19 protein-coding genes are annotated in these 22200 nt (G+C 70.3%); 11 read left to right on the top strand and 8 right to left on the bottom strand.

Annotation, left to right across the window (positions count from 1 at the left end):
- Positions 1-142 precede the first annotated feature (142 nt).
- Positions 143-2341 (top strand): malto-oligosyltrehalose synthase, encoded by a 2199-nt coding sequence (gene treY / locus AB0O28_RS26305; protein ID WP_363644530.1) that lies wholly within the window; start codon positions 143-145, stop codon positions 2339-2341.
- 28 nt (positions 2342-2369) lie between these two features.
- Complete coding sequence (gene treZ, locus AB0O28_RS26300; RefSeq protein ID WP_363644528.1) at positions 2370-4067, top strand: malto-oligosyltrehalose trehalohydrolase; 1698 nt, start codon at positions 2370-2372, stop codon at positions 4065-4067.
- A gap of 311 nt (positions 4068-4378) precedes the next feature.
- Here treZ and AB0O28_RS26295 read toward each other — a convergent pair whose 3' ends face one another.
- Entirely contained in the window at positions 4379-4858 is a 480-nt protein-coding gene (locus AB0O28_RS26295) for a hypothetical protein (protein WP_363644526.1), read from the bottom strand.
- A 146-nt stretch (positions 4859-5004) separates the two neighbouring features.
- Between AB0O28_RS26295 and AB0O28_RS26290 the strand changes: the two genes are divergently transcribed.
- The 5 genes from AB0O28_RS26290 (at position 5005) to AB0O28_RS26270 (ending at position 10309) form a co-directional block, all read left to right on the top strand.
- Complete coding sequence (locus AB0O28_RS26290; protein WP_363644524.1) at positions 5005-6999, top strand: N-6 DNA methylase; 1995 nt, start codon at positions 5005-5007, stop codon at positions 6997-6999.
- A gap of 11 nt (positions 7000-7010) precedes the next feature.
- Positions 7011-7367: a nucleotide pyrophosphohydrolase gene (locus AB0O28_RS26285; RefSeq protein WP_363644522.1), complete on the top strand. Its 357-nt coding sequence runs from the start codon at positions 7011-7013 to the stop codon at positions 7365-7367.
- A 131-nt stretch (positions 7368-7498) separates the two neighbouring features.
- Complete coding sequence (locus AB0O28_RS26280; RefSeq protein ID WP_363644520.1) at positions 7499-8038, top strand: helix-turn-helix domain-containing protein; 540 nt, start codon at positions 7499-7501, stop codon at positions 8036-8038.
- A 183-nt stretch (positions 8039-8221) separates the two neighbouring features.
- Complete coding sequence (locus AB0O28_RS26275) at positions 8222-8836, top strand: hypothetical protein (RefSeq protein ID WP_363644518.1); 615 nt, start codon at positions 8222-8224, stop codon at positions 8834-8836.
- A 267-nt stretch (positions 8837-9103) separates the two neighbouring features.
- On the top strand, positions 9104-10309 hold the full coding sequence (locus AB0O28_RS26270; protein WP_363644516.1) for a cytochrome P450: 1206 nt from the start codon (positions 9104-9106) through the stop codon (positions 10307-10309).
- Between the two features lie 10 nt (positions 10310-10319).
- Here the strand turns inward: AB0O28_RS26270 and AB0O28_RS26265 are convergent, their stop codons facing one another.
- Entirely contained in the window at positions 10320-10445 is a 126-nt protein-coding gene (locus AB0O28_RS26265; RefSeq protein ID WP_363644514.1) for a hypothetical protein, read from the bottom strand.
- A gap of 166 nt (positions 10446-10611) precedes the next feature.
- On the opposite strand from AB0O28_RS26265, the gene AB0O28_RS26260 reads away from it, so the two are divergent.
- Positions 10612-11175, top strand: coding sequence for a carboxymuconolactone decarboxylase family protein (locus AB0O28_RS26260; RefSeq protein WP_363644512.1), 564 nt, complete (start codon positions 10612-10614; stop codon positions 11173-11175).
- A 48-nt stretch (positions 11176-11223) separates the two neighbouring features.
- Here the strand turns inward: AB0O28_RS26260 and AB0O28_RS26255 are convergent, their stop codons facing one another.
- Positions 11224-11892, bottom strand: a complete 669-nt coding sequence (locus AB0O28_RS26255) for an alpha/beta hydrolase family protein (RefSeq protein ID WP_363644510.1) — start codon at positions 11890-11892, stop codon at positions 11224-11226.
- Between the two features lie 300 nt (positions 11893-12192).
- On the opposite strand from AB0O28_RS26255, the gene AB0O28_RS26250 reads away from it, so the two are divergent.
- The gene (locus AB0O28_RS26250; protein WP_363644508.1) at positions 12193-12891 is read left to right on the top strand and encodes an AraC family transcriptional regulator; all 699 of its coding nucleotides are present in this window, start codon (positions 12193-12195) and stop codon (positions 12889-12891) included.
- A 62-nt stretch (positions 12892-12953) separates the two neighbouring features.
- Here the strand turns inward: AB0O28_RS26250 and AB0O28_RS26245 are convergent, their stop codons facing one another.
- The 5 genes from AB0O28_RS26245 to AB0O28_RS26225 form a co-directional block, all read right to left on the bottom strand.
- Positions 12954-15953: an N-6 DNA methylase gene (locus AB0O28_RS26245; protein WP_363644506.1), complete on the bottom strand. Its 3000-nt coding sequence runs from the start codon at positions 15951-15953 to the stop codon at positions 12954-12956.
- A gap of 248 nt (positions 15954-16201) precedes the next feature.
- Positions 16202-16444, bottom strand: coding sequence for a hypothetical protein (locus tag AB0O28_RS26240; RefSeq protein ID WP_363644504.1), 243 nt, complete (start codon positions 16442-16444; stop codon positions 16202-16204).
- Between the two features lie 241 nt (positions 16445-16685).
- Positions 16686-16949 (bottom strand): hypothetical protein, encoded by a 264-nt coding sequence (locus AB0O28_RS26235; RefSeq protein ID WP_363644502.1) that lies wholly within the window; start codon positions 16947-16949, stop codon positions 16686-16688.
- A gap of 62 nt (positions 16950-17011) precedes the next feature.
- Positions 17012-18484: a cellulose binding domain-containing protein gene (locus AB0O28_RS26230; RefSeq protein WP_363644500.1), complete on the bottom strand. Its 1473-nt coding sequence runs from the start codon at positions 18482-18484 to the stop codon at positions 17012-17014.
- A 9-nt stretch (positions 18485-18493) separates the two neighbouring features.
- On the bottom strand, positions 18494-19999 hold the full coding sequence (locus AB0O28_RS26225) for a cellulose binding domain-containing protein (protein WP_363644498.1): 1506 nt from the start codon (positions 19997-19999) through the stop codon (positions 18494-18496).
- 403 nt (positions 20000-20402) lie between these two features.
- On the opposite strand from AB0O28_RS26225, the gene AB0O28_RS26220 reads away from it, so the two are divergent.
- Together AB0O28_RS26220 and AB0O28_RS26215 are read left to right on the top strand one after the other, a co-directional pair.
- Entirely contained in the window at positions 20403-20882 is a 480-nt protein-coding gene (locus AB0O28_RS26220; protein ID WP_363644496.1) for a hypothetical protein, read from the top strand.
- 235 nt (positions 20883-21117) lie between these two features.
- Positions 21118-22077: a GNAT family N-acetyltransferase gene (locus tag AB0O28_RS26215; RefSeq protein ID WP_363644494.1), complete on the top strand. Its 960-nt coding sequence runs from the start codon at positions 21118-21120 to the stop codon at positions 22075-22077.
- Positions 22078-22200: the final 123 nt, after the last annotated feature.

Raw genomic sequence — 22200 nt, 5'->3', positions numbered from 1 at the left:
GTGCTCTTCGGGTGTTAGCCCGCCGGGCACCGGGCAAGAGGGGTTCCAGCCCGGCGCCCCTGCCGGCCCTCACGGTGCTGGCAGGGGCGCATTCGTGCCGTGCACTATGAACACTCGGGAACGCGCTGCGAAAGGCGGTTCGGTGACTTCTACCTATCGGGTGCAGCTGACGCCTGACTTCGGGTTCGCCCAGGCCGCGAGCCTCGTCGGATACCTCCGCGAGCTGGGGGCAGGCCACCTCTACCTGTCGCCGATCCTCCAGGCCTGCCCGAACTCCCAGCACGGGTACGACGTGACCGACCACGGCCGCGTACGCGACGAGTTCGGCGGTGAGGAGGGCCTTCGGACGCTGGCGGCCGAGGGCATGCCGCTGGTGTCCGACATCGTGCCCAACCACATGACGGTGCCGGTGCCGGAGTCGGACAACGCCCAGCTGTGGGCGGCGCTGCGGGACGGCCCCGGGTCGCCGGCCTCCCGGTGGTTCGACTTCCGGTGGCCGGTCACGCTGCCGCTGCTCGGGGACGACGCCGACGAGGCGCTGCGCGTGGACGGTCAGGTGCTGCGCTACCACGACCACGCGTTCCCGATCAGGCCGGGCACCGGGCACCTGCCGCTGCCGGAGCTGCTGGAGGCCCAGCACTACCGGCTGGCCCACTGGCGGGAGAGCCCCGGCTATCGGCGGTTCTTCGACGTGTCGTCGCTGATGGGCCTGCGCGTGGAGGACCCTGAGGTCTTCGAGGCCACCCACGCCGTCACCTTCCGCCTCATCGAGGAGGGGGTGATCCACGGGCTGCGCGTCGACCACCCGGACGGCCTGGCCGATCCCCGCGGCTACCTGCGGCGGCTGCGCCCGCACGTGCCCGGGCCGCTGTGGGTGGAGAAGATCCTCATCGACGGCGAACGGCTGCCCTCCGACTGGCCGTGCGACGGCACCACCGGGTACGACGCGCTCAACATGGTCACCCGGCTGTTCGCCGACCCGGCGGGCCGCGACGCGCTCATCGAGACGTTCGGCCGGCACACCGGCGTGCGCGACGACTACGAGACCGTGCGGCACGACGCCAAGAAGCACGTCATCGACCTGTTCTTCGCGGGAGAGGTCGACCGGCTGACCGAGGACCTCGGCGACCCCGCGCTGCGCGAGGCCGTCGTGGAGCTGCTGGCCGCGATGCCCGTCTACCGGGCGTACGTGAACCCGGGCGAGCAGCCGCCCGCCGACGCGGAGGCGATCATCCGGGAGGCGGCCGGGCTGGCGGCCACCAGGACCGATCCCGCAGCGGTGGCCAAGGTGGCCGACCTCGTCCTGTACGGCCCGCCGGAGGCGGTCGTCCGCTTCCAGCAGACCTGCGGGCCGGTGATGGCCAAGGGCGTGGAGGACACCGCGCTCTACCGGTGGTATCCGCTGGCCTGCCTCAACGAGGTGGGCGGGGAGCCCGACAGGTTCGGGGTGTCGCCGGCCGAGTTCCACGAATTCTGCGCGGGCCTGTCGCCGCGCACGATGACGACGCTGTCCACCCACGACACCAAACGGTCGGAGGACGTGCGCGCGCGGCTGGCCGTGCTGTCGGAGATGCCCGAGGAGTGGGCGATGGCCGTCGACTCCTGGACGGCGGCCGTGTCGTTCGACCCCAAGCTCGATTATCTGGCCTGGCAGTCGCTGATGGCGGCCTGGCCGATCTCCGTCGACCGCTTCACCGACTACCTCCTCAAGGCGGCGCGTGAGGCCAAGACGTCCATCTCCTGGCTGAACCCCGACCCGGCGTACGAGGACGGGATCAGGGACTTCGCCCTGCGGGCCATCGACGCCTGCGGCTACTCCGTCGCCTCCTTCACCGAGGTCGTGGACCGGTACGCCCGGGTCAACTCCCTGGGGCAGAAGGCCGTCCAGCTCCTCATGCCGGGTATCCCTGACGTCTACCAGGGCAACGAGATCACCGACTTCTCCCTGGTCGACCCGGACAACCGGCGGCCGGTGGACTTCGAGCGGCGCCGCCGTCTGCTGGCCGAGCCCGACGACAGCTGGGACGGCCAGAAGATCCGTGTCACCGCCGCCGCGCTCGGCCTGCGGCAGCGGCTCGACCCCGAGGCGCCGTACGCGCCGATCGAGGCGGGGGAGCACGCGATCGCGTTCACGCGGGGTGTCCCCGGGCAGGGGACGGCGGCCGTCGTGGTCGCCACCCGGCTGCCGGTCGGGCTGGAGCGCAGGGGCGGCTGGGGCAGCGAGACGATCACGCTGCCGCCGGGGCGCTGGCGCGACCTGCTCACCGGCGCGGAGCACACCGGTGAGGTGCGGATGGCCGGCCTGCTGTCCGCGTATCCGGTCGCGATTCTCGAAGGCTGACGGCTTCGTCCGATAGGGGGAGATGCGCATGTTCGAGGTGTGGGCGCCCGAGGCGGCGCGGGTCGAGGTCGAATACGGGGGTGCCCGGCACGACCTGTCGCGGGGCGACGGCGGCCGGTGGACCGCCCCCGGCGACGAGCACGACCTCGACTACGCCTTCTTCGTGGACGGCGAAGGGCCGTTCCCCGATCCCCGGACGCGGCGGCAGCCGTACGGGGTGAACGGCCCGAGCCGCGTCTACCACCACGACAGGTTCGCCTGGACGGACCAGGACTGGCACGGCCGTGACCTGCGCGGCGGGGTGATCTACGAGCTGCATGTCGGGACGTTCTCGCCCGAGGGCACCTTCCAGGGGGTGGCCGATCGGCTGGAGCACCTGGTGGACCTCGGCGTCGACTTCGTCGAGATCATGCCGGTGCCGCCCGTGCCGGGGAAGCGCAACTGGGGGTACGACGGCGTCGAGCTCTACGCGGTCTTCGAGGAGTACGGCGGGCCGGACGGGCTGAAGAGCCTGGTGAACGCCTGCCACCGGGCCGGTCTCGGCGTGATCCTCGACGTCGTCTACAACCACCTCGGTCCTTCGGGCAACTACCTCGCCAAGTTCGGGCCCTACTTCCACGACGCGAAGGGGTCCTACTGGGGCGACGCGGTCAATCTCGACGGGCCCGGCTCCGACGAGGTGCGGCGTTACTTCATCGAGAACGCCCTGCAGTGGCTGCGCGACTACCACGTCGACGGGCTGCGCCTCGACGCCGTGCACGCCCTGCACGACAAGCGCGCCGTCCACTTCCTGGAGGAGCTGTCGGCCGAGGTCGACGCGCTGTCCGCCGCCGTGGGCCGCCCGCTGACGCTCATCGCCGAGTCCGATCTCAACGACCCCCGCATGGTCACCCCGCGCGAGGCCGGCGGCCTCGGCATGCACGCGAGCTGGAACGACGACGTCCATCACGCCATCCACGCGAACGTCACGGGGGAGACCAACGCCTACTACGGCGACTTCGCCACGCTGTCGTCCCTGGCCAAGGTGTTCACCTCGGGCTACTTCCACGACGGCACCTACTCGTCGTTCCGGGGCCGTTCCCACGGCAGGCCGGCGACCGGGATTCCCGGCCACCGCTTCGTCTGCTGCGCGCAGAACCACGACCAGATCGGCAACCGGCCCGAGGGCGACCGCATGCGGCCCGACCAGCTCCGCCTCGCCTCCGGCCTGCTGCTGACCTCGCCGTTCACGCCGATGCTGTTCATGGGCGAGGAGTGGGGGGCGACCACGCCGTTCTACTTCTTCACCGACCACTTCGAGCCGCACCTTGCGGAGGGCGAGGGCGAGCGGCGCAGGAAGGAGTTCGAGGGCTTCGGCTATGACTGGAAGGCCCCCGAGCCGGGCGAGGAGGAGACGTTCCTGCGCTCCAAGCTGGACTGGGAGGAGCTGTCGAAGGACGAGCACGCCTCGCTGCTGGGCTGGTACCGCGACCTGATCGCGCTGCGCAGGTCCCACCCCGACCTCACCGATCCCCGGCTCGACCGGGTGCGGGTGGAGGTGGACGAGGACCGGCGCGTCGTGGTGATCGAGCGGGGCTCGCTGCGGATCGCCGCCAACTTCGCCGACGGCGCGGTTCCCGTACGGCTGGCCGCGTCGCGGCTCCTGCTCGCCTCCGACGAGTCCGCCCGCCTGGCCGATGACGTTCTCGACCTGCCGGGACGCTCCCTGGCCATCGCGGAGGTGTGAGCCGACCCGCGGATGCCGGGCGTGCGTGTCAGAGCCACGGATGCGTCCGGCGGTCGTGGGTACGGAGCAGCGCCAGGAGCGGAGGCTCCGCGCCCTCGGCGAGGGCGGCGACCAGCCGGTCGTGGCCGTCCACGATGACGCAGGCGGTCAGGCCACCTCAGCAGGACCGGCGGCAGGATCCCGTCACGGGCCTGCTTGCGGTAGGAGGTGACGCGGCCGCCACCCGGGCTGGACAGCTCACGGAGCGGGACCACTTCGCCCTAGTCGCTGGAGAACCGGTCGAGATACCCCTTCGGATGCTCGGGCCGTGATCAGGCGGCCTGGGCGACGGGCAACTCGAAGGTGACAGTGTCGGGGACCGCGGTGTAGAGCCGCCAGCTCAGGCAGGCGCGCTGGGAGACGACGGTGACGTGCAGGCCGCGGCCCGCCAGCCAGAGGGCCAGGTCGGTGAAGTAGCCGTCGCCCGACCCGATCACCGCCCGCTCGAACCGCAGGTCCACCCGCGCCGTTCGGGCCGCCTCGTCGAGGGCGCGGTCGGCGCCGTCCGGGCCCGAGCGGGCCAGCAGCTGCACCCCGCGAAGCGCGATCCCCACGGGGACGAGGGCGTTGTGGTTGACCGCCACGATGAACTGGTCCAGCGGCCCGACCGGCACCGTGCGCTGGTAGGCGCCCATCACCTGTCGTACGTCATGGGTCGTCGGGAGGGCGGTCCCGGTCAGGTTCTCCACGTCGAGGAGATGGATCGCGCGTCCGCGGCGCAGCGACCTGAGGCGCGTGATAGGGGTGCTCACGATCCTGGCTCCCTTCCATGACGGCTCTTGGCGTCCATTAGAGCATGTGTTGACGCAATCAACCAGACCTTGCCGGGACGTTGCCTGTGTCGGGGGCATCGGATATGGTCCGGTCGAATCACAGAACTGGCGGAAGGCGGACCGGCGTGCGGCGAGACGTACACGTCACCGCGGCGGACATCGCCCGTCTGGCCGGCGTCGGACGTGCGGCGGTCAGCAACTGGCGGCGCCGGCACGACGACTTTCCCGAGCCGGTGGGAGGCACGTCCACCAGCCCGGCGTTCTCACTGGCGGAGATCCGGGAGTGGTTGCGCGGCCACGCGGAGGGCAGGGAACTCCCCCCGGACGAGTGGCTCTGGCAGGATCTGCGCACGACCGTCGACGACGACGACCTCGCCGACCTGATCGCCGACCTCGGGGCCTTCCTCGTGTACGTCCAGCACGAGGCGGACGACTGGGACGGGCTCTCGGCCCGCGACGACGAGACTCTCGCGCGGGAACTTCCGGCCCGGGTGCGTGCGACGTGTGCGAAGACCGTCAGCACGCAGGCGTTTCCCGAGACCGTTCCGGTGGCCCGGGTGCCGCTGGTCCGGTCCATCGCCAGGCTGGCCGCCGGACGCGGCGCCCGCGGCACCTTCGAATTCCTGCGCGAGCGCTACCTGGAGGTGCACACCCGACGCGTCTACTCCACGCCCGCCGAGATCGTCGCGCTCGCGCTCGACCTCGTGGGCGACGGGTTCGGCTCCGTGCTCGACCCGGCCTGCGGCTCCGGCAGCATCCTCGGCCGAGCCCTCGAGCGGTCGCCGGGAGCCCGGCTGCTCGGCCAGGACATCGATCCCGTGGCCGCCCGGCTCACCGCCGTACGGCTCGCGCTGCGCAGCGACAACGCGCGGGTCAGAGCGGGCGACTCCCTGCGCGCGGACGCCTTCCCCTGCGAGCTGGTGGACGCGGTGGTGTGCAACCCGCCGTTCAACGACCGCAACTGGGGATACGAGGAGCTGACGGCCGATCCCCGGTGGGAGTACGGCCTGCCGCCGCGCGTGGAGCCCGAGCTGGCCTGGGTGCAGCACGCGCTCGCGCACCTGGCCCCGGGCGGAGTGGCCGTGCTCCTCATGCCCCCGGCCGTCGCCGCCCGCAGGTCGGGGCGGCGGATCAGGTCCCAGCTGCTGCGGCGCGGCGCGTTGCGCGCGGTCATCGCGCTCCCGCAGGGCACCGTGCCCAACGTGGCGGTCGGCCTGACGCTGTGGATCCTGTGCCAGGCGGCCGACGGCGGCACGCCGGGTCACGTACTGATGGTCGACACCTCCGGCAGGCCGGACGACTACGCCCGGGTGGCCGTCGAGGCGTGGCGGGACTTCGGCGAGGGGCGCGAGCTGGACGAGCCGGGCGTGAGCAGGTCGGTCCCGCTCGTCGACCTGCTCGACGAGGACGTGGACCTCACCCCCGCCCGTTATCTGTCCACCGCGGGCGACGACCTGTCGCCGGAGCGCATCGCCGGGGCCCGCTCCCGGCTCGCCGAGCTGTTCGGGACCATCGCCGGGCTGATCCCCGTGGTGGGGGGACCGCCGCCGGAGGAGCTCGTCCTGGTCCCGCTGCCGGAACTGGTGCGGCGCGGGATGCTCGTCCTGGAGCAGCAGGCGCCGCCCCGGCCGGGAGAGGAGCCCTCGCGGGGGGCGCCTGTGCTCACGGTCGAGGACGTGCTCGACGGCCGCCCCGCCACGGGCACCCCGGAGCACGCCGGGGTGAAGCCGATCCTCACGCGGCCCGGCGACGTCGTGGTGCCACAGATCGTGACCGCCCCGGTCGCGCGGGTCCTGACGAAGGGCGACGCGCTGCTCGGCCCCTACCTGTCGTTGCTACGGCCGGACCCCGAGGTGCTCGACCCCGACTTCCTCGCCGGTTTCCTCTGCGCGGCCGTCAATATGCGTCATTACACCTCCATGTCCTCGCGCTACCGGGTGGACGTACGGCGTGCGGAGGTGCCGCTGCTGCCGATGGAGGAGCAGCGCCGGTACGGCGAGGCGTTCCGCCGCCTGGCGGAGTTCCGGTCGGCCCTGCGCGAAGCGGCGGCGCTCGGCGAGGACCTGGCCCAACTGGTGGCCGACGGCCTCACCCACGGTGCGGTACGGCCGGGTGAGTAGGGTCGGGTGCCGTGAGCGGTGAACTGGAGCATCTGGCCGCCCGGTTGCGTGAGTTCGTCCGCGTCCGGGACTGGGAGAGATTCCACACGCCCAAGAACCTGGCGATGGCCCTCGCCGGCGAGGCGGGGGAACTGGTCGCGGAGTTCCAGTGGCTGACGGCCGAGGAGTCGCGGAACCTCGACGAGGACGCCCTGCGCAGGGTTCGCGCCGAGCTCGGGGACGTGACGTTGTATCTGGTCAGGCTGGCCGACACGCTGGGCGTCGACCTCGCCGAGGCCGCGAACGCCAAGCTGGACGAGAACGAGCGCAGGTATGACGCCGAGACCTATCGCGGCTCCGCCAGAAAGGCGCCCCCGCTGACTTCGTGAGGACGATGCCGCCTCGTGTCCCGCGTCAGCTCCGGAGCCGATCGGCGGAGATGCCGAACATCTCGTGGGCGACACCGAAGGCGAGATCCTCGACCAGGCGGCGCTTCCATGGACGCTGCACGATGGCGTGCGTGAGCCGCCGGGCCGCCGCCCGGGCCACCTTCGCCGAACAGGGCACGGACGCTTCACTGCGGGAGGTGGCACGCCGCGCCGGTGTGGGGATCGGCACGCTGTACCGGCACTTTCCCAGCCGCGAGGCATTGCTCGAAGCGCTGCTCGGCCAGGGCTTCGACACGCTGCGTGCCCAGGCTCTGCAGTCCCTTGACGCGCCGGACCCGGCCGGCGCGCTCGTCTCCTGGCTGCGGCGGCTGGCGATCGCCTCGACCCGGTACGAGGGGCTCCCCGCGTCGGTCATGGAGGCGTTGCGCGATCCGGACTCGCGTCTGCATGCCTCCTGCGAGGGGCTTCGTGCCGCCGCGGCCGACCTGCTGGCGCGCGCACAGCGGTCCGGCCAGGTGCGCCGGGATCTGAATGCGGGCGAGCTGCCGGCCACCACCAACGCGGTCGCGTGGGCGGCCAGGCAGACGGCCGGGCCGGCCGAGCTGGTCGATCGATACCTGAGCCTGCTGGTGGACGGTCTGATGGCCGGAGAGGCCGAGGCGACCGGGTAAGCCTTTTGCCCGGTGGCTATTCCTCCGTCACGGGGAAGTGGCTGTTTCCGATAGCTGGTTGGGTCCCGCTTCGCGCATACCCTTGCCGTGGCGAAAGCGGTTCTCTCCATCACGGCTGCCGATGGCAGACGCCGGACGGTGATCGGGCGACACCAATCGGGCCTAATCCGGACGGTGGGAAACATGAGAAAAAGATGGCCGATGAGCATCGAGATCGACCCGGCCCTGCACGAGGCGGCGGCCGGGAACCTCAAGGGTGCGGGCCACTCGCTGCGGCTCGTCCTGGGCGACGGCGCGGAGGGGTGGCCGGAGGGCGGGCCGTACGACCGGGTCCATGTGACGTGTGGCGTGCGGAGGGTGCCGCACGCGTGGGTGGCGCGGACCCGGCCGGGCGGAGCGATCGTGCTGCCCTGGATGACCGGCTGGGGCGGCCATCTGATCAGGTTGACGGTCGCGCGCGACGGCACCGCCGTGGGCCGATTCCATCAGCCCTGCGGCTTCATGCTCCTGCGATCCCAGCGCGACTCCGGCGGCCAAGCGGAAGGGGAACACCGGGAATCGGGGACGGACCTCGACCCGCGCCGGGTCGTGCGTTCGGGCCGGGACGCGGATACCGCTCTCGGCAGCATGCTGCCCGGCGTCAACAGGGCCTACGGCGAGGTCGACGACGGTGAGTTCCGTCTGTGGTTGTCCTCCGCCGACTCCGAGGCGGAGGTGCGCTACATGCCCGGTTGTCCACGCACCCTCGCTGACCACGGCGACGTAGGCGCGGGCGGACGGCCGGCGTTCCGGGCGTGAATCGCCCGCCCTCGCGGCCCTCGTGCCATGGATTGGTTCACGCCTGCCTCCGCCGGACAGAATGGGAGAAACGGTGAAGGCCGACGTACGAATGCGTACGCCCCGGGAGACCGCGTGACCACAGGCTTTCACCGCGCGTTCTCCACCGATTGAGACGGTTCCTTCACCTTCGCCGAGGCCAAGGAACGCGGGCGGGCGGCGTCGTCTCAGCGGCATCGCCGGCCGGCGTTCCGGCGGTGTCCCGCCTGCGCGGCGAGAGGAGTCACGATGACCGATACCGCGCCGAGCCCCGCGACCATCCGGCTGGGCCGCGAGAACGCCTTCGATCCGCCCGCCGACCATCTGCGATGGGAGGACGGGGACCGGGTCAGGCCGCTGCGGTACGCCGACGGCCACGTGGGGTGGCTGGTGACGGGATACGCCGCCGCCCGCACCGTCCTCGCCGACGCGAGGTTCAGCGGTGATCCGACGCTGCTGCATCCGCCGGCGGACGAGCGCGGCATCGAGGAGATCCTGGCGGACATCCCGGGGTTGCTCACGATCGCCCAGCCACCCGGGCATGCCCGGTTCCGGCGACGGCTGGCCGGTCCGCTGACCTTGCGCAGGATGAGGCGGTTGGAGCCCAGGATCAGGCAGATCACCACCGAACGGCTGGACGCGCTGCAACGCCTCGGACCGCCGGCTGACATCGTGCGTGAGTTCGCCGTGCCCGTCCCCGCGCTGGTGCTGTGCGAGCTGCTCGGGGTGCCGTACCACGATCACTCCCGATTTGAGCGGTGCGCCACTGTGCTGCTCGGCCTCGACTCCACGCCGGAGCAGGTGCGCGAGGCGATGCGTGACCTGCTCGACTACACCCGCGACCTGGTGATTCGACGGCGGGACGATCCGGCCGACGACATCGTCAGCGTCCTCGCGGGCGGCGGCGAACGGGACCGCCTCACCGTCGAGGAGGCGGCCGCGATCGCCATGTTCCTGCTCGTGGCGGGGCACGAGACCACGGCCGACATGCTGGCTCTGGGAACGTTCGCGCTGCTGAGGCACCCTGATCAGCTCGCCGCGTTGCGTGCGGACCTGTCTCTCGCCGCCGGCGCCACCGAGGAGCTGCTGCGCTACCTGAGCGTTGTGCGCATCGGTCCGGTGCGGGCGGCGTGCGCGGATGTGGAGCTCGACGGCCGGCTGATCAGGGCAGGCCAGTCGGTGACGCTGTCCCTGGCCGCGGCCAACCGTGACCCGGCCCGGTTTCCCGCGCCCGGCGCGCTCGACATCAGGCGCGATGCCGGCGGGCAGCTCAGCTTCGGTTATGGGCCGCACCAGTGCCTGGGGCAGCAGCTCGCCCGCCTGGAGATGATCGTGGCACTGCCCGCGCTGCTGACGCGCCTGCCGCGCCTGCGGCTCGCCGTGGCGGCCGACGAGGTCCCGGTGCGGAGCGGCACGGCATTCCACGGTCTCGAGCGGCTACCCCTGACCTGGTGAGACAGCGCGCTCAGAGCCAGGCGCGGAGCTGGAACCAGACGGACTTGCCGTACGGAGTGAGGGCCCAGCCCCACTGGTGCGAGAAACGCCTGGACGATCGCGAGGCCCCGGCCGTGCAGGTCGCCCCATAGCTCACGATGAACGTGTGACGTTGCGGGGTTTTCTCATATACCCGTCCTGCAGGTGAATGTGAAGGTCTGCCTGGGAATCCAGCCCAGTCATGGGGAAACAATACAGTCGATAGCTGACGGTCTGGCCTGATAGTCATTTCGATACCGGAACCCAGCACGAGCGGAGCGACAATGACAGCGCGCATCTCCCTCACCCCGCCTTCCACGGAACTCCTCGAAAGGATTGAGCGGCATTTCCAGCGGAGACTGGGCGCCGCTCTCGAGCCGATGCGGGCGATGGCCCACCAGCCGCAGGTGCTGGCGACCATCGTCGAGTTGGAGAAGAACGCGGCCGGGTGGAACGCCGTCGATCAGGAGCTGAAAGAACTGGCCGTCATGGCCGCCGCTTTCGGCATCGGGTGCTCGTGGTGCATCGACTACGGCTATTGGGCGAGCGTCAGCCACGGAATCCCGGCAGAGAAGGTCGAGGCGATCTCGGCCTGGCGGGACAGCGATCTGTTCACCGAGCTCGAACGCCGCGTGCTCGCCTACGCGGAGGCCATGACCGAGACCCCGCCGGCCGTCACCGACGAGATGGTCTGCGGCCTGCTCCGGGACCTCACCGAACCCCAGGTCGTGGAGCTCACCGCGATTGTCGCGGTGGAGAACCAGCGAGCGCGTCTCAACGCCGCCCTCGGACTCACCAGTCAGGGCTTCAAAGAACGCTGTGAGATCCCCGTCCCCGGGAAAGACTGACGCTCCACCGCCAGGGGTACGGCATCACCACGAGTCAACCGGAGGATGTCACGCTCCGAGCAGTAGTGCGGCGACCGCCTCCGGGGCCTCGTGCATCGCGTCGTGGCCGGTCGGGAGGTCGTGGACCTGCCACTCGGGATCGGCGTGGAGCCGGGTGCGGAGCTCGGCGAACGGCGTCCGGTCTTCCCACCCCGAGCAGTAGACGAACTCCCGGCGGGGGACCTGGGCGAGCGTGCCCGTGAGCCGGATCGTTTGCAGGAACGAGGCGAGGGGATGAGGACGGCGGCGGGGATCGCCGCCGTCCGGCGGCCGGACGGCGTAGCCGGTGGCCGCGGCGCCGGCGGCGAACGCCTCCCGGTAGCGCTCGGTCGTCGACGACCAGCACGACTCGCCATCGCGCGGTACGTAGGCGTCGAGATGCACCAGCCGTGAGACCCGGCCGCCGGCGCGATCGGCGGCGGCGGCGATCACCATCCCGCCGTAGCTGTGGCCGACCAGCGTCGCGCTGGTGATGCGGGCGCGATCGAGGAGCCGCAACACATCGTCGGCGTGCGTGTCGAGGTTGGCGGTCGCGACCGTCGCGTTGTCGTCGTCCGACCGCAGCCCTGTAAGTGTCAAGGCGTGAACGGCATGACCCGCACGCTCCAAGAGCGGAACCACCGCCTCGAACGACCAGGAGCCGTGCCAACCGCCGGGCACGAGGACGAACGTCGCCATGCGTTTCTCCTCCTCTTTCACTCCGCGGTGCCGAGGCACGCCGCCCCGGCGACATGTGGTTCGACTGAGCGCTCTGCGCGGCTGAAGACCACTCCGCATGGAGGCAGTGTCACAAGATCGAGGTGAGGCCGGCCACCGATAGAATGCCGACTGATGCCTGTTCGCCGCCAACATCGCCGGATCACCGGTGAGACGTCACATGTGTGGCCGTCTGGCGGGCGCCACCTCTGGCCATCCGGCGAAACAAGCGCAGTGCAGTCGCACGCACGGGGACACCTGGTTTACGCAGCCAGTGGCGTCTTGGCGGTTCACACCGAGCGCGGCACGTCGATCGTGCCCGCCAACCGGGTCGCCTGGACCCCCGCCGGGTTCACGCACTACCACCGCGCCCACGGCGACACCGATATGCGGATCGTCTTTCTCGCGCCGTCCGTCGCCCGGCTCATCCCAGACCATCCCGCCGTGTTCCTGGCCTCCGGGCTCGCCCGCGAGGTCCTGCTCGCCCTGACCGGCCCCCGCAACTACGACGACGCCGCGCCCGGCTACAGCCGCTCCGCGCGCTCTCGCCTCCTTCGAGTGCTCGTCGATGAACTACGCGAAGCACACGAACAGCCACTGCACCTGCCGGAGCCACGGGACGATCGACTGCGAGCAATTGCCCGGACGCTGCACGAGAATCCGGCGGACAACTCCTCGCTGGCCGAGCTCGGGAAGACGGTCGGAGCCAGCACACGCACCCTCAGCCGGCTGTTCCGCGACGAACTGGGCTTGACCTTCTACGAATGGCGCACGCAGCTACGCATCTACCACGCGCTCGTGCTCCTCGCCGACGGCCACGACATCACTCGGACCGCCCACGCATGCGGATGGGCCAACCCCAGCGGCTTCATCGCGGCGTTCACCGGCATCATCGGAACCACCCCGGGCCGCTACCGAACCAGTCGCCGGACCAGCGCCCGGGCACCTCGGCTCCCGACGGTGGTCAGGTCCTCGGGGTGATTCGTACTCGCACCGGTGTCGTGCGGAGCGTATGGAGGTTCGTCCTCGACGAGCCGAGGCGATCACTGAGCGAGCAGGCCGAGGACCAGTTCCTCGATCTCGTCCGCGTACGGTCCGGCCGCGAGTGCTTTGCGGGTGAGGCGTCGGAGCGAGACGAAGTCGGCGCCCTCGTCCAGGTCCAGGTCCGCCACCGCTTCGGACTCGTGACGCCCGAGTTCGGAGAGCCGGACGTGAACCTGGTTCGCCGAATCGTAGATCGGGATCGGCAGCTTCCACACGTGCTTGTCGATGTCGCGTTCGTCCTTGCCGTACGACATGAGAGGCCGGACCAATGCGGTCAACGCCGGGCTGTTGAGGATGGCGCACAGATAGTGGCCCTCAGCGGGGCTCGTCACCGTTCCCCAGTACAGCTTGTGATCGATGATCGTCCTTGGGTCGTCGACCAGTGCGGCGGCGACGTGCATGCCCGCCTTGGCATAGACGAGCCGAAGCGGTGCGGCGGGGAGTTGCTGGGTGAGCTTCCGGCGGAAGTCGAGCTGCTCGACGAGGCTCAGCCGATCACTCGATCGGTGCTCCTGCCAGGCCGCTTCGGCTCGGCGCCACCAGCGGGCGAGATCGGGGTAGAGGTCGATGCGCGGGTGCTCGCCGTCGAGCAGCTGATTGTGATCGAGCGGGAGGACGGCCTCTCGCGGCCGGAGCAGCCGGTATGGCAGGACGCTTTCCCCCAGGAGAACAGACCGGACGAACTCGCTTTCCACCACGCCGTCCAGCGACGGCAGGTTCTTCCACGGGGGCTTCTCCTTGCTGCTGCGCTCGGACCTGACAGCACGCCGCCCGGACGGCAGGCCGAGGGGGCCGGTCGGCTTCCGCCCGACCAGGAAGAGGACCCGGGGGACGATGCTCGCGCCCTGGAAGAAGCGGGGCTCGTAGGGCGACTCCAACACAGCCGGATCATTCGAAACGAGGTCGGCGGGTTCGAAGGCCAGATACGGAGCTACGGCCTCCCAGGTGTGCCCCTGCTTCGGCAGCCTCCCCCTCCATCGGAGGGTCGAGGTGGGCAGGGGCCGCGCGCCGTCCACCGGTTTCGTACGCCGGCCGAAGACGACGGCCGCGCCGCGCGGAAAGAAGTGCGGCCGGAGCCTGCGCAGGTCCCAGGAGTGGGTGAAGGCGACGACGGTCAGTTCGGAGTCGTCCGGATAGAGGCCGGACCGGAAGCCGGCGAAGTAACCCCGGTCGAGAGCCGCGTTGGGCAGGACGAAGGCGAAGACCCCGCCGACCTTGAGGAACTGCTGGATCGTCCGGGATACGAACAGACCGGACAGGTCCTGGTGCGTGGCGACCTCTTTGCCGTGCCACAGGCCGCGCCCCTCGCACAGCTCGCGGAACCTCTTCTGCATGTCCGGCGGCATCCGCCGGTACGCCAGCCACGGAGGGTTGCCGATGAGTACGTCGACGCGATTCTCCGGCCGCGTCAGCCAGCGGGGCCGAGTCAGGTTGCGTACGTAGTAGCTCCAGATGTGGTCACGCCCCTCGTCGTGCAGCCGGCACAGTTGCCCGAAGCTCTCCCTGATGATCTCGTGATGCTCCGCGGGAATGGCTCTGCGGTTGAAAAGGGCCGTGAGCGAAGGTGTCCTGCCACGGCGGCGTGGCGATGCCGCGAGCGTGGCGAGCTCCTCGATGAGGTTGTCGAAGCTCGCCGTGTCGTGGAGGAGGGCCTCGGGGAACCGCAATCGGTCGCCGTCTATCTGGGCTGCCTGCGGCGTCGTGGGGATGATGACCTCACCATCGGTGAACAGGTTCGTCTCTTCCCGCCTCCACTGGATGCTGTCGCCGAGGTAGACGGGCACGTGGATGCTGCCGCGGTTGTCGGCGAGGAGACGTTCCTTGCCGATCGCGAGCAGGTAAGTGACGCGGGCGAGCGTGACGGCCACCGGATGGAGGTCGACCCCGCAGACGTTTCGCGTCACGGCCTCCAGAGCTTCGGGCAGCGGCACGCCTGCCCGTTCAGCGGTGTTCAGGAATCGTCGTACGGCGTGGAACAGGAACGTTCCAGAGCCGCACGCCGGATCGAGAAGGCGCTGTTCGAGCGGGTCCGCCACCACCTGCTCCACCATCTGCTCGGCCAGCCAGTCGGGTGTGTAGTACTCACCGAGCCGTGCTCGTGTCCCGGAGTCGATGATGGACTCGTAAAGGACCTTGAGCACGTCGTGTTCGACCTTGCGCCAGTCGAACCGGGCCAGACGGCGGGCGAGCGTCCGGATGAACACCTCACCGCCCGGGACCTCCAGCACCCAGTCGAAGAAGTCCTGCTCGACCACACCCGAGATGCGGGCGTCGCGGAACTGGCCGCCGCTCAGCAGCGTGGCCGGTTGCAGGTCGAGCACATCGATGCCCAGGACGAGGTGAGCGATGATCTCGGCGCTGTTGACCAGCAGCGTGTGTTCGAGGAAGAGCCGGGTGTCGCCGGTGAACTGGGTGCCGAAGGCGCCTCGGAGCAGGTCGGACCAGAGCCGGCGCTTGAGCTGGACGGTCGGGGTTTCGCCGTGGACCTCGTAGAGGGCCGTGAGCGCGGCGTAGTCCAGGTCGTAGGAGACGCTTCCGGCGCCCAGGCGCTCCCGGATCTCGTACGGTGTAGGCGCTATGTCGTGCCGAGTGGCCAGCACTCCTTCGAGCCAGCCGAGCAGTGCGGTCAGATCGGGGCGTCCTGCCTTGAGGACGTACCGGGACGCCTCGGTGAGCACCGAGTCGCGCAGTTGGTAGGCCCGCCACTCGCTGCCGTCGGTGAGGACGCCGACGTAACGCTGGCCGGTCTCCCGGCTGCGGGCGGCCACGTAGCCGCCCAACTGCGCTTCCGCGTCCCGCACCACTGCCGCACTGGTCAGGGTTTTCTTGACCTCGATGACCGTGTAGCCGACCTCGATGTCGATCCGGCCTCGCCCCGCACGGGTTTCAAGGTGGACATCCAGGTCGTCCTCGGCGAGACCGAGACCACCGATGAGGAGAAGCTGCCGTATGTCTGCCTGGATATTCGCTTCGCTTCTGGCGCGGCTTCGGTCCGACAAACGCTGAAGGGTGTCGTGTAAGGGTCCTGCGATATCAGACGGCACCAACGAGAATTACCATGACAGATCACCGTCGAAAAGGGTGCTTATTCTCGCGCCGGCGGTCAGTGCTCCGTCGCAGAAACCATGCTACGGGCGATCCGGCGACGGGGCGGTCACTCGCCGGGATTCCTTTCGGGCGACCGGTGCGAAATCCGGCTGTGACCGGCCCCTGTTCACCACGTGGGCCGTAATCCCGATGACGTCGCTCAGTCTTCCCAGTCCGCTTCCGCCGTCAGGTCGCCGGGCATGACCGTGGCGATGAGGCCCGCGACGAATTGGGGCACATCCTCGGGGTCAAGCACCAGCCGCGGTTCGTTGCCGTCCGGGCCCTGGAAGATCTCGACCGACCGCACCCCGGGGTCGTCCACCGAATCGGCGACTCCGATGATCCTCCAGTTTCTGTGCCGCGTGTTCGCGAAGTGGCTGAATTTCCGTTCTGAACTGGCCACCCTTGCTCCTGAAAGTGCGTTGTGATGCCCGCGTACTGCCGGTCCTCGTCGAAGGCTTCCGCGCTTGTTCCGCCCCGCGCGATCGGGCTGTTCACCGGTCCGGAAGCCGGAGCTGGAATCGTCTGCCTTCGCGATCAATCTTCCGTAACTCTAGCCAGATCGATCACCGTGTCGTCCGGGATCACCCTGAGATTCCCCCTGACGCGCCACCGATGGGTCCGGCGCCCAGGACGTGAGGCGGTCAGGCGGCGGCCCTGGCACGCGGGAGCCATCGGACGAGAGCGGCGATGGCCAGGGTGACGACGATGAGGTAGACGAGCCCGTGCTGGAACGCCACGGCGACGCCGCCGGACAGGGCGTTGTAGAAGACGATGCCGATGATGCCGATGCCCAGCGCGCCGCCGACCTGCTGCGCGGTGGTGAGGGCGCCCGCGGCGCTGCCGGCGTCCCGCGGGGCGACCCGGGACAGGACGGTGGCCATGATCGGCGCGAGCGCAAGCCCCATGCCGGCCCCGTCGACGGTGCCGGCTCCCTGGCCGGGCGTCGCTCTCGCCCGGCAGGTCGTGGTCAGCGTACGGCGCAGGGCGTGCCGTTGAGGGCGAAGGCGGTCGGCTCGCCGTTCGTGCCGGACTGACCGGCGATGAAGCCGAACGTCGCCGTGCCGCCGGCCGGGATGGCGGCGTTCCAGCCGGCGTCGGTCACGGTCACGGTGCTCCCGCTCTGACTGTAGGCGCCGTTCCATGCCTGGCTGATCTGCTGTCCGTTGGGGAAGGACCAGGTCAGCCTCCAGCCGTCGACCGCCGCGCCGCCGGTGTTCGCGATCGTCACATCGCCCTGGAAACCGCCCTGCCACTGGTTGGTGACGCTGTAGGTCACCGTGCAGCTTCCCGTCGTGGCCGGTGTCGGCGTGGGGCTCCGGGCAGGCGTGGGGGTGGGCGACGGACTGGGCGACGGACTGGGCGACGGGCTGGGTGACGGACTGGGCGACGGCGAAGGGGCCCCGGCGAGCTTGGCCGCGATGATCGGGGCCAGGCGGTCGGCGATCGCTCGATGACCGGCGTCGTTGGGATGCACGGAGTCGCTGAGGTCCGCGCTGGTCAGCCAGCCCTCGGTGTTGACGTAGTACACGTCGGCGTCGCCGGAGTCGTTGACGGTCTTGACCGCCGCCTGCGTCTGGGCGGCGAACCGCTTGCTGAAGGTCTCGAGCGCGAAGATGGCAGCCTTGGGGTATTTCGCCCGCACCTGCCGGAGCAGGTTGGTGTAGGAGGTCTGGAATTCCGGTGTGTGAACCCCATGACCGGAGTCGTTGGTGCCCAGGTTGATCACCACGGCGTCGGCGGTGTAGCGGGAGAAGTCCCAGCCGGGGGTGGACGTGTTGGGGTCGAGCTTGACGAACTGCTTCTCCAGGCCGACGCAGCCGTCGGCGGTGGCGACCAGGCAGGCTCCTCCCTGGGCGATCTGGGTGTGCCGCGCGCCCAGCCGCTCTCCGATGAGCCAGCCGTACGCGGTGAGCGCGTTCTTCGACGTCGTCGTGCCCACGGTGATGGAGTCGCCGACGAACTCGATGAGCGTGCGCGGAACCGGCGGGGCGACCGTACCGGCGCCGGGATCGAGGACGAGCCCCCGGAAGACGGCGTCACCGTGATAGGAGCCCGCCACGACCCGGTAGGACACGCGCAGGGTGTGGGTGCCGGCTCTCAGCGGTGCCGGGGTCAGGTTCACCGTGCCGCTCACGTTCGTGTAGTAGGTGTAGGGCCCTCCGTCGATGCTGGCGTACAGGTCGATGGTGTTGCGCTGCCTGAGCTTCACGGTGGTGCCGGTGAAGCCGGTGGTGAGGTAGGCGCCGGCCCAGTGCGGCGTGTACGCGGTGGGGTCGGTGGTGTCCCACCGCCCGGTGAAGGAGATGTTGGAATCGGTCGGCGAGCCGTCGCCGGTGGCGGCATGTGCACGGGGAGGCAGGGTGATCGAGACCGCGGCGAGGGCCGCGGCCAGTGTGGCGGCGAGCGAGGAGCGAAGAGCCCCTCTAGTCGGGTAGGGCACGGACACTCCCTAGGGGACGGGGACGCCGATCTTGGGGGCGATGACGGGGGCGAGGCGGTTGGCGATCTTGATGTGTCCGGCGTCGCTGGGATGCCCGTCGCCGTCGGCGTAGTCGGCGCCCGGAGTCAGCCAGCCCTCGGTGCCGATGTAGTAGACGTTGGCGTCGCCGGCGGCGTTGCGCGCCGCCACCGCCGCCTTGGTCTCGGCGACGTAGCGCTGCTTGAACGTCTCCATCGCGAACAGGGCCGCATTCGGGTACTTCGCCCGGATGGCACGCAGGAAGGCGGTGTAGGCCGACTGGAAGGCGGAGCCGGTGACGTGGTGGCCGATGTCGTTGGTGCCGAGGTTGATCACGACGGCGTCGGCGGTGTAGCGGGAGAAGTCCCAGTCCGCGGCGCCGGTGCTGCCGAGCTTGAAATACTGCGTGCTCTGCCCGACACACCCCTCCTGCGCGACGAGGCAGTAGCCGGCGCGCGCGATCTGGGTGTGCCGGACGTGCAGCTTCTCGCCCAGGACCCAGCCGTACGCCGACAGCGCGAGCTTCGAATCGAGATATCCGGCGGTGATGGAGTCGCCGACGAACTCGATGAGCTTGGTGGACGGGCGCGGGTCCACGGTGGTCGCCCCCGGGTCGAGCACCAGCCCTTGGAAGACCGTGTCCCCCGAGCGGTAGGACACGCGCAGCGTGTGCGTGCCGGCGGGCAGCGGGGCCGGGGTCAGGTTCACGGTGCCCTTGACGCCGGCGTAGAACACGTCGGCGCCCCCGTCGATGCTGACGTACATGTTGACGGCGTCGCGCTGTTTGATCTTCACCGTGGTCCCGGTGAACGCCGTCACGAGATAGGCGCCCGTCCAGTTCGGCACGTACCCGGTGCTCGATGCGGTGTCCCACCGCCCGACGTAGGTGATGTCGGGGTCGGACGGGCTGCCGTCGCCGCCGCGCGGGGCCGGAGTGGGCGAGGGGCTCGGTGTCCGGCTCGCGGAAGGGCTGCTGGAGGGGCTGCTGGAGGGGCTCGGCGTGGAGGTCGCCGAGCCCGTGCAGGCGGTGCCGTTGAGCGTGAAGGTGGTGGGCACGGGGTTGGCGGAGCCGTTCCAGGAGCCGTTGAAGCCGAAGGCGGCGGAGCCGCCGGTGGCGAGGGTCGCGTTGTATCCGGCGTCGGTCGCGGTGACCTGGGCCCCGTTCTGGGTGACGGTGGCGTTCCACGCCTGGGCGACCGTCTGACCTCCGGTGAAGGACCACGCCAGCGTCCAGCCGGAGACGGGGGCGCCGAGGTTGGTGACGGTGACGGCGGCGGTGAATCCGCCGGACCACTGCGACGTGACGGAGTAGTCGACGCGGCAACCGGAGGCGGCCGCCCCGGCCGCCGTCTGGTGGGCCACCGTGCCGATCACGCCGGTCAGGGCCGCCACGGAGCACGCGACGACCGCGCGGGTGCGCGAGCCGTACGCCGGGCTTGTGCGATGGAGCTGCGCGCGCCGTGTCGCCTGGCGTTGGCCGCTTCGCATGCCACGCATCGGACCTCCGTCTTGTGTTTGCGCTAACAGAAGCAGCCGCGACGACCTCCGTCAGTACGGCCCCCTGAGCGGGAGCGGCATGATCCCGTCGGTCGTGCGCCTCCAGCCGGAGGGTCGACGCTTGTCATGGGCGCGGTCAAGCCGCCGGTGGACGGCCCCTGCCGTTTGCCTCTTCAGCGGCCGACGACGGCGGAGCGGGCTGAACGTTTCAGCGGCCGGACCTTGCGAGCGGCCGGCTGGGCGATGCTCGGCCAGGCCCCTCCCGCCGCGGGCCGAGTGGCGGCTGCGCGCGATTCGCCTTGGCCGAATTTGACTGTTTCGGTCATCTTCTGGTTGATGATCCGCAAGGATGATCGCCAGGACGCCGCCCGGACGGAGGGCGGCGGTTGGGAAAGGACAACGTATGCGCAGGTCCGCGAGTACGGTCGTCGCCGCAGCGGCGCTGGCCGTCGGAGGGCTCGTCGCCAACCCGGCATACGCGATCTCGGCCGGCTACAGCCCCGAGGGGGTGTGCGGCTCCGGCTTCGGCCGGGTGAGTGACGGCAGCCGGGCGGTGAAGACCTCGTCAGGGAGGGTCTTCGGGCACGTCTACCTGCTCTACAACCGCTCGACGAAGCAGAACTGCGTGGTCACCATCAAGTCGGCGTACGTCGGCACGGCCACCCGGACGTCCGCGACGCTGGAGACGCAGACCAGGCGCCATCGCGACGAACCGGTGCGTACGGCACGCAAGACTGACAGCCGGAAGTACAAGTACTACGCCGGTCCGGTGAAGCTCTACGCCGAGAACCTGTGCGTCAAATACTCGGGCACGATCGCCGACACGCGGGTCGACGGGGAGATCGCCAGCGGCGGTCGCGGCGCGTGGGGCAACTGCGGCTGACCCGGAACGACGTCGTCACGGCCCGGCGGGACCGGGGCGCAGGGGCCGCCCGGCCGTCCGGCCGAAAAGGATTGGCGGGCCGGGCGGCACGTCCGATAGAACACTCGCAGACCCACGACGACGAGAGGAGGGACGGGCCGATGTGTGCGAAGAACGTCGTGCCGGTTCCTTCCCGGGGTACGGCCGGACGCTGACTCCTGGGAGCGAGCGGGCACGCCTCACCTGAGGAAGTGCAGTGAACCCCAACGACATGATCATGCGCCCCATCTCGGGGCGCGAGGAACTCGACCTTTTCCGCCGCCTGCCCTACGTGCTGAACGACGAGCTGGACGACGACCTCGCCTCCGGCCGCCGGCGGCCCGAGTGGATGTGGATGGCGCTGTACGGCGACCGTCTCGTCGCCAGGCTGTCCTGGTGGGCCCCGCGCGCGGGCGAGCCGCCGGCGCTGCTGGACATCCTCGACCTCGACGACGCCGTGCCCGGACCGGCGAGCATCGACGCCGGGGTCCGGTTGGTCGAAACCGCGAGCGCCGCGGTGCTGCCGCTCGGGGGACGTCCGCCGGAATACAACGCGTTCGTCCCCCCGAGGTGGCGTGACGACGCGGCGGCGAGGCGTGCCGTCGAGGACCGGATGGCCGTGCTGCGGCGGACCGGTGCCCGGCTGCTCGTGGAACGGCTGCGGTTGGAGTGGCGCCCGGGCGCTTCCGCCGCCGCGCCGAGTGGGCGGCTGACCTTCAGGCCCGTGGCCGGCCGGGAGGAGCTGGTCGCCCTGATGACCCTCGTCCTCGACGGCACGCTCGACGCCCACAGCCGTGCCGACCTCGCCGGCATGCCCGCCGAGCGGGTCGCTGCCGCGCACTACGACGACGAACTCGCCCGCTACCGGAGCCCGCGGGAATGGTGGCGGATCGCCACGTCACCGGCCGGTGATCCCGTGGGATTCGTCATTCCGGCGCGTAACGAGTACAGCCCGATGATCGCGTACATCGGGGTCGTGCCCGCTCACCGGGGCAACGGCTACGTCGACGATCTGCTGGCGGAGGGGACGCGGATTCTCGCCGAGCAGGGCGTTCCGCGCGTCCGCGCCGCCACCGACGTCGGGAACGTCCCGATGGCCCGGGCGTTCCTCCGCGCCGGATACGAGCTCATCGGGCAGCGCGTCGACATGACCTGGAGTGAGGGCGGGTCGCGGTAGGGCGGGCGCTCCCGCGAGAGTGGCGCGGGGCGGGCGCTCCCGCGAGAGTGGCGCGGAAGGCACGCGCGGAAAACGGCTTGCGGCTCCTCCCGTCGTGCTCGCTAGGGTGACGCCCATGTGCGC

The organism is Microbispora sp. NPDC088329, from assembly GCF_040685655.1.
Taxonomy (GTDB): Bacteria; Actinomycetota; Actinomycetes; order Streptosporangiales; family Streptosporangiaceae; genus Microbispora.
Note: the sequence above shows the minus strand (reverse complement) of the source record. Positions and strands in the feature narration are given on the sequence as shown.

Bases quoted from the DNA above. Each gene is read 5' to 3' on its own strand.
- AB0O28_RS26235 (WP_363644502.1), bottom strand. From the start codon at position 16,949: ATGGGGCTTGCGCTCGCGCCGATCATGGCCACCGTCCTGTCCCGGGTC.
- AB0O28_RS26260 (WP_363644512.1), top strand. From the start codon at position 10,612: ATGACAGCGCGCATCTCCCTCACCCCGCCTTCCACGGAACTCCTCGAA.
- treZ (WP_363644528.1), top strand. From the start codon at position 2,370: ATGTTCGAGGTGTGGGCGCCCGAGGCGGCGCGGGTCGAGGTCGAATAC.
- AB0O28_RS26255 (WP_363644510.1), bottom strand. From the start codon at position 11,892: ATGGCGACGTTCGTCCTCGTGCCCGGCGGTTGGCACGGCTCCTGGTCG.
- AB0O28_RS26270 (WP_363644516.1), top strand. From the start codon at position 9,104: ATGACCGATACCGCGCCGAGCCCCGCGACCATCCGGCTGGGCCGCGAG.
- AB0O28_RS26220 (WP_363644496.1), top strand. From the start codon at position 20,403: ATGCGCAGGTCCGCGAGTACGGTCGTCGCCGCAGCGGCGCTGGCCGTC.
- AB0O28_RS26225 (WP_363644498.1), bottom strand. From the start codon at position 19,999: ATGCGTGGCATGCGAAGCGGCCAACGCCAGGCGACACGGCGCGCGCAG.
- AB0O28_RS26275 (WP_363644518.1), top strand. From the start codon at position 8,222: ATGAGAAAAAGATGGCCGATGAGCATCGAGATCGACCCGGCCCTGCAC.